This window comes from Bradyrhizobium altum, assembly GCF_020889705.1.
Lineage (GTDB): Bacteria > Pseudomonadota > Alphaproteobacteria > Rhizobiales > Xanthobacteraceae > Bradyrhizobium > Bradyrhizobium altum.
This window is the reverse complement of sequence record NZ_JACMYP010000085.1, coordinates 20,356-30,664: the sequence shown is the minus strand read 5'-3', so window position 1 is coordinate 30,664 and position 10,309 is coordinate 20,356. Positions and strand designations below refer to the sequence as shown.

Sequence of the window (10,309 nt, the reverse complement as noted above, 5' to 3'; positions counted from 1 at the left end):
AGGAACACAGTCGCTGAGGTGCGCGCTCTTGCACGCCTCGAAGGATGCACGGCCCGGATATCTCGGCGCGGAGAGAGTTGGGGCCGTCGACCCTTCGAGGCTCGCTCCGCTCGCACCTCAGGGTGACGGATAACAGTGGGTGACGGATAACACCCCCTACTCGTTGCGTCCGTCAAACCGTGTTCGCGCGCCCTCGATCTCCGGCAGGTGCGCGAACGCCCATTCGCCGAGCGCCTTCACGGGCGCGGCCAGACCGCGGCCGAGATCGGTCAGCTCGTAATCGACCCGCGGCGGGATGGTTGGAAACACCGTGCGCGTAACCAGGCCATCGCGCTCCAGCCCGCGCAGCGTGAGCGTCAGCATCCGCTGCGAGATGCCGTTGATCATGCGCTTCAGTTCGTTGAAGCGCTTTGGCCCATCGGTCAGCATCATGATCACGAACACGCTCCACTTGTCGCCGACCCGCGCCAATACGGAGGCAACCGCGCGGCAATCGCTGTGATCCTGGTCAGGCAGGGGCGGAAGGGCAGGCACACGGATGTGCTCGGGTTTCATTGTTGTGCTCGGGTTTCAAAAATGTGCGTTCTTGCGCCCATTTAGGGCGGTCACTCATATAGCGCCAGTTACAAACCTATACCAAAGGTGACCCCTGCCATGAAACTTCTGCACATCGACTCCTCGGTCCTCGGCCCCCACTCCGTCAGCCGCCAGGTTTCTGCCGCCGCCGTCGAGCGGCTGCGCCAGGCCAATCCCGGCCTCGTCGTGAGCTACCGCGATCTCACCCAGACCCCGCTCGCCCACCTCTCCGGCCTGCACCTCGCCGCCAGCCAGGGCGCGGCGCCGGATCCGTCGGTGCGCGACGACATCGCGACCGGCCAGGCCGTGCTGGACGAGTTCCTTGCCGCCGACATCGTCGTGATCGGCGCGCCGATGTACAATTTCACCATTCCCTCTCAGCTGAAGGCCTGGATCGACCGCGTCGTGGTCGCGGGCAAGACCTTCAAATACGGCGCCGCCGGCGTCGAGGGACTGGCCGGCAACAAGCGCGTCATCATCGCGATCTCGCGCGGCGGCTATTACGGCGCCGACACGCCGATGGCCGCGCTCGAGCACCTCGAGACCTATTTGCGCGGGGTGTTCGGTTTCATCGGCGTCACGAATCTCGAGCTGATCCCCGCCGACGGCATCCAGGTCGGTCCCGAGCATCGCGAGAAGGCGGTCGCGGGCGCGCTGCAGGCCGCCGGCAGCCTGAACGCCGCCTGACGTGATCACATTCCTGCCGTCACCTTGGTGGCGGCAGGCCGCTTCAGGTGGATGAAGTCAGAACCAGACGCCTTGAATGCCGAAGATGACGGCGACGAGCGAGATCAACAAACCGATGCCGGAAAACAGCGCGACCGTCACAAATTGTGCTGAGTCTGAATTTTCATTTTCGGACGTAGACGAAACCGGGATCGGCGTCGAAATGCGGGCTGCTTTCGGCATGAAGGAACTCCAAAAATGATTCCGTGGTGAAAAAAAAATCCCCGCCCATTCAGGAGTCCAGCGAGTACGTCAAAGGTTCAATACGCGTGATATTAGTCGCGTACGAAATCGGCCGGTGTGAACTGCTTCACACCGGTCGTTCTCTACAATGCGAAGCAAATTAGCCGCGATAGATCGGCGCGCCGGCGGGAGATGCCGTTGCACCGCCATCGATGAACAGTTCCTGCCCCTGCACATGCGCCGCGTCGTCGGACGCCAGGAACAACACCGTCTTCGAGATGTGATCGGGTTCACCGATTCGTCCGAGCGGCGTGGTCTTGCCGATCCGCTGCTCGAACGCTTTCTCGGCCTCGGGCGTTGCGATCGCAGCGCCCCAGATCGGCGTACGCACCGCGCCCGGCGCCACCACGTTGACGCGGATGTTGCGCGGCGACAGTTCTGACGCCATCACCCGTGCCATCGCGCGCACACCGGCCTTGCTCGCGGCATAGGCCGAATAGCCGGGATTGCCGAGCACCGAAATCACCGAGCCGTTGAGGATGATCGAAGCGCCGTCGTTGAGATAAGGCGCGACCGCCTGCACGGTGAAGAACACGCCGGTGAGATTGGTGCGGATCACATTTTCGAATGCAGCAAGCGTGGTGCCGCCGACCGGCGTCTGGCCGGGAATGCCGGCATTGGCGAACAGCACGTCGTACTTGCCGAACTTCTCCGCACCCTGCTTCACCGCGGCTTCCAGCGCCGCGACATCGGTGGCATCGGCCACCACCGCGAGCGCGTTCGGTCCGAGCTCCCGCGCGGCCGCCGCGAGCGTCTCCTTGTTGCGCCCGGTGATGACGACCTTGGCGCCCTCAGCGACGAACAGCTTTGCTGTCGCAAGCCCGATGCCGCTGTTGCCGCCGGTGATCAACGCCGTCTTGTTTGCCAGTCTCATGTCCGCCTCCAGTTGGTTGCATTATTAAACTTCGTTGCCTACCTAGGGCATACGGTTTAATATTGCAACCACACAAGACCGTGATGGCCCAACTTTCGGAGCGTGCGTCGTGAAACGAACCAGCCTTGCAGGCGACAGCTGTCCGGTGGCCCGCGCACTCGACGTGTTCGGCGACTGGTGGTCGCTCCTGATCATCCGCGACGCCAGCCTCGGCCGGCGCCGTTTCGGCGAATTCCAGGCCAGCCTCGGGCTTGCGAAGAACATCCTCACCACCCGGCTGCGCACGCTGGTCGAGCGCGGCATCCTGAAAACGGTCCCCGCCTCCGACGGCAGCGCCTATCAGGAATATGTGCTGACGCCGAAGGGCCACGGCATCTTTCCGATCCTGGTCGCGCTCCGGCAATGGACCGAGGAATTCGACGACCATCCGGACGAGATCGCGACCATCATGGTCGACCGTGACAAGGGCAAGCCGGTCAAGAAGCTCGCGTTGCTTTCGCAGGACGGACGCGTGCTTGGGGCGGCCGATACGACGTTGAAGCCGCGGCCTGCGGCGAAGCGCGCACGGCGTGTATTGGCATAGCTCTCTTCGCCGTCATTCCGGGGCGCGCGAAGAGCAAAACCCGGACAAATCATGTCGCGAGGATACGAAGCTGCGTCCCCACTACCTCAGGGAGGGGCTCTGGAATACTGGATCACCCGCCCTCGCATGCGCGGGTGATGACACCGACAAGCTGTTTGACAGATTGAATCGAGAACCATCCCCATCGTCGTCCTGGCGAAAGCCAGGACCCATTAGCCCAAATCTCAATTGGTGCGCGACGCTGGGGCCGCGATCACGCTCTTCACTGAATGTGATGGCTATGGGTCCTGGCTTTCGCCAGGACGACGAATGGAGAGCGCCTTGCGCACAAAGCCGGCCCAATCATCCCGCACAACATGCCCTCACGACAGCTTCCTTCGGCTGCGCGCGCGCAAAAGCTCGTCGGCCTCCAGCCGGGTCATCGCGAGCAGATGGTCGAGGACTTCGAATTTGTGGCGCTGGGCGAGTTTGGCGAGCTCGGTCGCGGCCGCTGCGATCAGGACCAGGGCGTCATCCGGGCCGCCCTCCCCACCTGGCTCGTCGCCTTCCGGTCGCCGTCGGCCGGACGGCTTGGGCTTCCGCCCACCCCCTGTGCTGCTCAAAAGGCCTAATCCGATTCCCACCCTATATATAAAGAGATACGCCGTTTCCGGCCGCAACTCTAGGACGCATTTTTCAACCCTTGGGATAGAAACTCCACAGCCTGAGCCCTGCCTTCAATATCTGGCGATTTGACAGGGACCGCCCCAGCACCCATGTTCGCCCCGACACGGCGGGCCGCGAGTCTAGCGGAACCAGCCTTCAAGTTTTCCCGTAAGCTATTGGAATGACATGAATATCGTCATTGTGGAGTCGCCTGCCAAGGCCAAGACGATCAACAAATATCTGGGGTCCTCCTACGAGGTCCTGGCGTCGTTTGGCCATGTTCGCGACCTCCCGGCCAAGAACGGTTCGGTGGATCCGGACGCCAATTTCCAGATGATCTGGGAGGTCGATGCCAAGGCCGCCGGCCGGCTGAACGACATTGCCAAGGCGCTCAAGGGGGCCGACCGCCTGATTCTGGCAACCGACCCTGATCGCGAGGGCGAGGCGATCTCCTGGCACGTGCTGGAGGTGATGAAGGAGAAGCGCGCGCTGAAGGACCAGAAGGTCGAGCGCGTCGTGTTCAACGCCATCACCAAGCAGGCGGTCACCGACGCCATGAAGGCGCCGCGCCAGATCGACGGCGCGCTGGTCGACGCCTATATGGCGCGCCGCGCACTGGACTATCTGGTCGGCTTCACCCTCTCCCCCGTACTGTGGCGCAAGCTGCCCGGCGCCCGCTCCGCCGGCCGCGTGCAGTCGGTCGCGCTCCGGCTGGTCTGCGACCGCGAGCTCGAGATCGAGAAGTTCGTGCCGCGGGAGTACTGGTCGGTGGTCGCGACGTTGCTGACGCCGCGCGGCGAAGCCTTCGAGGCCCGGCTGGTCGGCGCCGACGGCAAGAAGATCGCACGGCTCGACATCGGCTCCGGCGCGGAAGCCGAGGACTTCAAGAAGGCGATCGAGGCCGCGCTGTTCAAGATCGCGACCGTCGAGGCCAAGCCGGCCCGGCGCAATCCGCAGGCGCCCTTCACCACCTCGACCCTGCAGCAGGAAGCCAGCCGCAAGCTCGGTTTCGCACCGGCGCACACCATGCGCATCGCGCAGCGGCTGTATGAAGGCATCGACATCGGCGGCGAGACCACCGGTCTCATCACCTATATGCGAACCGACGGCGTGCAGATCGATCCGTCCGCGATCACCCAGGCCCGCAAGGTGATCGGCGAGGATTACGGCAACGCCTATGTGCCGGACGCCCCGCGCCAATACCAGGCCAAGGCCAAGAACGCGCAGGAAGCGCACGAAGCGATCCGCCCGACCGATCTGTCGCGCCGTCCGGCCACCATCGGCCGAAGGCTCGATACCGATCAGGCGCGGCTCTACGAATTGATCTGGAAGCGCACCATTGCGAGCCAGATGGAATCGGCCGAACTCGAGCGCACCACCGTCGACATCGAGGCCAAGGCCGGCGCCCGCGTCCTGGAGCTGCGCGCCTCCGGCCAGGTCATCAAGTTCGACGGCTTCCTCGCGCTCTACCAGGAAAGCCGCGATGACGAAGAGGACGAGGATTCACGCCGCCTGCCCGCGATGAGTCGGGGCGAGGCGGTGAAGCGCCAGAGCCTTGCCGTCACCCAGCACTTCACCGAGCCGCCGCCGCGCTTCTCGGAAGCCTCGCTGGTGAAGCGGATGGAAGAGCTCGGCATCGGCCGTCCCTCGACCTACGCCTCGATCCTGCAGGTGCTGAAGGACCGCGGCTACGTCAAGCTTGAGAAGAAGCGGTTGCACGGCGAGGACAAGGGCCGCGTCGTGGTCGCGTTCCTCGAGAATTTCTTCTCGCGCTACGTGGAGTACGACTTCACGGCCGATCTCGAGGAGCAGCTCGATCGCATCTCCAACAACGAGATCGCCTGGCAGCAGGTGCTGCAGGACTTCTGGCGCGGCTTCATCGGCGCGGTCAACGACATCAAGGACCTCCGCGTCGCCGAAGTGCTCGATGCGCTCGACGAGATGCTCGGCCCGCACATCTATCCGCCGCGCGCGGATGGCGGCGACGTCAGGCAGTGCCCGACCTGCGGCACCGGCCGGCTTAACCTCAAGGCCGGCAAGTTCGGCGCCTTCGTCGGCTGCTCGAACTATCCGGAATGCCGTTACACCCGCCCGCTCGCGGCCGACAGCGCCGAGAGCGCCGATCGCGTGCTCGGCACCGATCCCGACACCGGGTTCGACGTCACGGTGAAGGCCGGCCGGTTCGGCCCCTACATCCAGCTCGGCGAGCAGAAGGACTACGCCGAAGGCGAGAAGCCGAAGCGCGCCGGCATTCCAAAGGGCACCTCGCCTGCCGATGTCGACCTCCAACTGGCGCTGAAGCTGTTGTCGCTGCCGCGCGAGATCGGCAAGCATCCGGAGACCGGGCAGCCGATCACCGCCGGCCTCGGCCGGTTCGGGCCGTTCGTGAAGCACGAGAAGACCTATGCCAGCCTCGAGGCCGGCGACGAGGTCTTCGACATCGGGTTGAATCGTGCCGTCACGCTGATCGCGGAGAAGATCGCGAAGGGCCCGAGCGGCCGCCGCTTCGGCGCCGATCCGGGCAAGCCGCTCGGCGACCACCCGTCGCTCGGCGCCGTCGCGCTGAAGAACGGCCGCTACGGCGCCTATGTCGCGGCCGGCGGCGTCAATGCGACGATCCCGAGCGACCGCACCCCGGACGAGATCACGCTCGCGGAAGCGATCGCGCTGATCGACGAGCGCGCGGCCAAGGGCGGCGGCAAGAAGGCCAAGAAGGCGAAGGCGGAAAAGCCTGCCAAGGCCAAGAAAGCCAAGTCTGAAAAGGCAGCGTCTGAGGAGGCCGACGGCGACGCCGAGGCCAAGCCGGCCAAGAAGGCTGTGTCGAAGAAGGCCGCGGCGAAGCCGAAAACGGATGCGACCAGCAAGGCGCGCGCGCCGGTCGCCTCCGGTGCCAAGACCTCGCCTGCAAAGTCATCGGCACCAGCGAAAGCGCCCGCGAAGAAAAGCGCCGGCAAGGCACGAGGATAAGTGAAACGAAAACCCGACCATGGCTTTCCGGGCCGGGACGCCATCGTCGCCTTCATCCGCGCCAATCCAGGCAAGGTCGGCACCCGCGAGATCGCGCGCGAGTTCGGCCTGAAGAACGCCGACCGCATCGAGTTGAAGCGGATCCTCCGCGAACTCGCCGACGACGGCACGGTCGCCAAGCGCCGCCGCAAGATCCACGAGCCGGCGGCGCTGCCGCCGACCCTGCTCGCCGACATCACCGGCCGCGACAGCGACGGCGAGTTGATCGCGACGCCCGCCGAGTGGGACTCGGAAGACGGCACCGCCCCGAAAATCCGCATCGAGACGCCGCGGCGGCCAAAGCCCGGCACCACCGCCGGCGTCGGCGACCGCGCGCTGCTCCACGTCGAGGTGACCGACGAGAACGACGGCACGCCCTATCGCGGCCGCGTCATCAAGGTGATCGATCACGGGCGCAGTCGCATCCTCGGCATCTTCCGCAAGAACCCTGATGGCGGCGGGCGGCTGATCCCGGTCGACAAGAAGCAGGCGGGCCGCGAGCTCAACATCGCCAAGGCCGACAGCGGCGACGCCGAGGACGGCGACCTTATCAGTGTCGACCTGATCCGCACCCGCGGCTACGGGCTCGCCTCCGCCCGGGTCAAGGAACGGCTCGGCTCGATCGCGAGCGAGAAGGCGATCAGCCTGATCGCGATCAACACCCACGATATCCCGCAGGTATTCTCCGCCGCCGCCGTGCGCGAATCCGAAGACGCCAAGCCCGCGACCTTGCAGGGCCGCGAGGACTGGCGCGACGTGCCGCTCGTCACCATCGACCCGCCGGATGCCAAGGATCACGACGACGCCGTTCATGCGGAGGTCGATTCCGATCCGAACAACAAGGGCGGCTTCATCGTCCATGTCGCGATCGCCGACGTCGCTTACTATGTGCGGCCCGGCTCGGCGCTCGACCGCGACGCGCTGCAACGCGGCAACTCGGTGTATTTCCCCGATCGCGTCGTGCCGATGCTGCCTGAGCGGATCTCCAACAATCTCTGCTCGCTGGTGCCGGGCGAACCGCGCGGCGCGCTCGCGGTGCGGATGGTGATCGGCTCTGACGGCCGCAAGCGCTCGCACACCTTCCACCGCGTGCTGATGCGCTCGGCAGCAAAGCTCAATTACGCGCAGGCGCAGGCCGCGATCGACGGCAGGCCCGATGATACGACAGGTCCCGTGCTCGATCCGATCCTCAAACCGCTATGGTCGGCCTACGAGCTGGTCAAGCTCGCACGCAACGAGCGCGACCCGCTCGATCTCGATCTGCCCGAGCGCAAGATCCTGCTGAAGCCGGACGGCACCGTCGATCGGGTGATCGTGCCGCAGCGGCTCGACGCGCACCGGCTGATCGAGGAGTTCATGATCCTCGCCAACGTCGCTGCGGCCGAGATGCTGGAGAAGAAGGCGCTGCCGCTGATCTATCGCGTGCATGACGAGCCGAGCCAGGAGAAGGTCCACAACCTCCAGGAATTCCTGAAGACGCTCGACCTGCCCTTCACCAAGCAGGGCGCGCTGCGTCCCACGCAATTCAATCGCGTGCTGGCGCAGGTTGCCGGCGAGGATTACGAACCGCTGGTCAACGAGGTGGTGCTGCGTTCGCAGGCGCAGGCCGAATACTCCGCCGAGAACTACGGCCATTTCGGCTTGAACCTGCGCCGCTATGCGCACTTCACCTCACCGATCCGCCGCTACGCCGATCTGATCGTGCATCGCGCGCTGATCCGCGCGCTCGGCCTTGGCGAAGGCGCCTTGCCGACCGACGAGAGCGTGGAGACGCTGGCCGAGATCGCCGCGCAGATTTCCGTCACCGAGCGCCGCGCGATGAAGGCGGAGCGCGAGACCACCGACCGGCTGATCGCGCATTTCCTTGCCGATCGCATCGGCGCTTCGTTCCAGGGCCGCATTTCCGGCGTGACGCGAGCCGGCCTGTTCGTGAAGCTCGACGACACCGGCGCCGACGGCCTGATCCCGATCCGCACCATCGGCAGCGAGTATTTCAACTACGACGAAACCCGCCACGCGTTGATCGGCACGCGCAGCGGCACCATGTATCGGCTCGGCGACGTCGTCGACGTGCGCCTGGTCGAGGCCGCGCCGGTGGCGGGCGCACTGCGTTTTGAGCTATTATCCGACGGCCAGGCAATTCCGCGCGGCAGAAAACGTGACGGCGCAGGGTCCGAGCGCCGCGCCGCAGGATTTGGCAAGGGGCCGAATAAGGGATCCAGCAAGAAGGCGCACAAGGAACGGAAGGCACGCAAGAAGAAGGACCGCAAGCCGGCGAAGCCGACATCCGGCAAATCGAAGCGAGGCAAGTCATGGAAGTGACACCGCCCACGGTGGTCTGGACCCGCGACGCAGCTGAGCCCGAGAAGCGCGACGTGTGGACCGCGATGAAGCGCGGGTTCCTTGGCCGCTGCCCACGCTGCGGAAAAGGCAGGCTGTTCCGCAAATTTCTCAAATGCGACGGCCATTGCCCGGTCTGCGATCTCGATTTCACACCGCATCGCGCCGACGATCTGCCCGCCTATCTCGTCATCGTCATCGTCGGCCATATCGTGGTACCGACCGCGTTGTGGATCGAGACCGATTATTCGCCGCCGGTGTGGCTGCAACTTGCGATCTATCTGCCGTTCACGCTGTTCGCATCGCTGGCACTGCTGCAGCCGGTGAAGGGAGCCGTGATCGGATTGCAATGGGCCCTGCGCATGCATGGCTTTGACGAGAATCCCCCTAGCGACATCCCGCCGGTCTAGCTAAACCGGCCCACAAGAAGAAATGAAAGGGATGAAATGACTGAAGCTGCCGCCCCTGCCGCCGTCGTCCACCAGGGCGAAAAGGAAGCCGATCATCACGCATACTTCCGGCCGAAGGATGCGGCGACGCTGATCCTGATCGATCGCTCCGGCGCCAAGCCGAAGGTGCTGGTCGGCAAGCGCCACGACAAGGTCGTGTTCATGCCGGGCAAGTTCGTTTTCCCGGGCGGCCGCGTCGACAAGGCCGACAACCGCGTGCCGGTCGCAGCCCCGATCACGCCGGAGCTCGAAGCCAATCTGTTGAAGGGCAGCCCGAAGATCACGCCCGGCCGCGCGCGTGCGCTCGCCAATGCGGCGATCCGCGAAGCTTGCGAAGAGACCGGGCTCTGCCTCGGCCGCAAGGTCGAGAAGTCGCAGAAGCTCGATGGCCCCTGGGCGCCGTTCGCCGACGCAGGACTCCTGCCCGATCCGTCCGGCCTGTTTCTGATCGCGCGCGCGATCACCCCGCCCGGCCGCGTCCGCCGCTTCGACACGCGCTTCTTCACCGCGGATGCCTCGACAATCGCGCATCGTGTCGAAGGCGTGGTGCATGCCGATGCCGAGCTGGTCGAGCTCGTGTGGGTCGAGATCGGCTCCGAGCCGCTCGCGGACGCGCACGCCATGACCAAGAACGTGCTCGCAGAGCTCGACCGCCGTCTCGCCACCGGCCCGCTCCGTCACGACGCGCCAGTGCCGTTCTTCCATTTCTATGGCGGCAAGATGCAGAAGGACGTGCTGGGGGCGTAGGCGAACTCCCGTCATTGCGAGGAGCTCGCGACAAAATTGCAAAGCAATTTTGCGCTGAGGCGACGAAGCAATCCATGGTTCAACAAGCGGTGAGATGGATTGCTTCGCTCCGCTCGCAAT

At 65.1% G+C, this 10,309-nt stretch carries 10 protein-coding genes; 6 read left to right on the top strand and 4 right to left on the bottom strand.

Translation table 11 applies throughout. The features are described 5' to 3' along the window. Positions 1-156: 156 nt before the first annotated feature. The gene (locus tag H8B02_RS21270; RefSeq protein ID WP_092114798.1) at positions 157-555 is read right to left on the bottom strand and encodes a winged helix-turn-helix transcriptional regulator; all 399 of its coding nucleotides are present in this window, start codon (positions 553-555) and stop codon (positions 157-159) included. 99 nt (positions 556-654) lie between these two features. Here H8B02_RS21270 and H8B02_RS21265 point away from each other — a divergent pair, with 99 nt between their 5' ends. Next, the gene (locus H8B02_RS21265; protein ID WP_229168017.1) at positions 655-1,263 is read left to right on the top strand and encodes an FMN-dependent NADH-azoreductase; all 609 of its coding nucleotides are present in this window, start codon (positions 655-657) and stop codon (positions 1,261-1,263) included. A gap of 57 nt (positions 1,264-1,320) precedes the next feature. On the opposite strand, the gene H8B02_RS21260 is transcribed toward H8B02_RS21265, so the two are convergent. Further along, positions 1,321-1,485, bottom strand: coding sequence for a hypothetical protein (locus tag H8B02_RS21260; protein ID WP_229168016.1), 165 nt, complete (start codon positions 1,483-1,485; stop codon positions 1,321-1,323). Between the two features lie 160 nt (positions 1,486-1,645). Then, positions 1,646-2,419, bottom strand: a complete 774-nt coding sequence (locus H8B02_RS21255) for an SDR family NAD(P)-dependent oxidoreductase (RefSeq protein ID WP_229168015.1) — start codon at positions 2,417-2,419, stop codon at positions 1,646-1,648. Between the two features lie 109 nt (positions 2,420-2,528). Here H8B02_RS21255 and H8B02_RS21250 point away from each other — a divergent pair, with 109 nt between their 5' ends. Continuing rightward, positions 2,529-3,002, top strand: coding sequence for a winged helix-turn-helix transcriptional regulator (locus tag H8B02_RS21250; RefSeq protein WP_229168014.1), 474 nt, complete (start codon positions 2,529-2,531; stop codon positions 3,000-3,002). Between the two features lie 362 nt (positions 3,003-3,364). Here H8B02_RS21250 and H8B02_RS21245 read toward each other — a convergent pair whose 3' ends face one another. Then, positions 3,365-3,604: a hypothetical protein gene (locus H8B02_RS21245; protein WP_229168013.1), complete on the bottom strand. Its 240-nt coding sequence runs from the start codon at positions 3,602-3,604 to the stop codon at positions 3,365-3,367. Between the two features lie 229 nt (positions 3,605-3,833). On the opposite strand from H8B02_RS21245, the gene topA reads away from it, so the two are divergent. From topA to H8B02_RS21225, 4 genes are read left to right on the top strand one after another with little or no spacing between them, the layout of a single operon-like run. Further along, positions 3,834-6,614: a type I DNA topoisomerase gene (gene topA, locus H8B02_RS21240; protein WP_229168012.1), complete on the top strand. Its 2,781-nt coding sequence runs from the start codon at positions 3,834-3,836 to the stop codon at positions 6,612-6,614. Continuing rightward, entirely contained in the window at positions 6,615-8,975 is a 2,361-nt protein-coding gene (gene rnr / locus H8B02_RS21235; protein WP_229168011.1) for a ribonuclease R, read from the top strand. It abuts the gene before it with no gap. Beyond that, a complete protein-coding gene (locus H8B02_RS21230) occupies positions 8,966-9,403 on the top strand; it encodes a DUF983 domain-containing protein (protein ID WP_229168010.1) in 438 nt (145 codons plus the stop codon). The genes rnr and H8B02_RS21230 overlap by 10 nt, the downstream gene beginning before the upstream one ends. Positions 9,404-9,439: 36 nt before the next feature. Further along, positions 9,440-10,189 carry an NUDIX hydrolase gene (locus H8B02_RS21225; RefSeq protein WP_229168009.1) on the top strand — a complete coding sequence of 250 codons (750 nt, stop codon included), beginning with the start codon at positions 9,440-9,442 and terminating at the stop codon, positions 10,187-10,189. The last annotated feature ends 120 nt before the right edge of the window (positions 10,190-10,309 follow it).

Excerpts from the sequence above, each read along its gene's own strand:
- H8B02_RS21270 (WP_092114798.1), bottom strand. The coding sequence starts at position 555 with ATGAAACCCGAGCACATCCGTGTGCCTGCCCTTCCGCCCCTGCCTGAC.
- H8B02_RS21265 (WP_229168017.1), top strand. The coding sequence starts at position 655 with ATGAAACTTCTGCACATCGACTCCTCGGTCCTCGGCCCCCACTCCGTC.
- H8B02_RS21260 (WP_229168016.1), bottom strand. The coding sequence starts at position 1,485 with ATGCCGAAAGCAGCCCGCATTTCGACGCCGATCCCGGTTTCGTCTACG.
- H8B02_RS21255 (WP_229168015.1), bottom strand. The coding sequence starts at position 2,419 with ATGAGACTGGCAAACAAGACGGCGTTGATCACCGGCGGCAACAGCGGC.
- topA (WP_229168012.1), top strand. The coding sequence starts at position 3,834 with ATGAATATCGTCATTGTGGAGTCGCCTGCCAAGGCCAAGACGATCAAC.
- H8B02_RS21230 (WP_229168010.1), top strand. The coding sequence starts at position 8,966 with ATGGAAGTGACACCGCCCACGGTGGTCTGGACCCGCGACGCAGCTGAG.
- H8B02_RS21225 (WP_229168009.1), top strand. The coding sequence starts at position 9,440 with ATGACTGAAGCTGCCGCCCCTGCCGCCGTCGTCCACCAGGGCGAAAAG.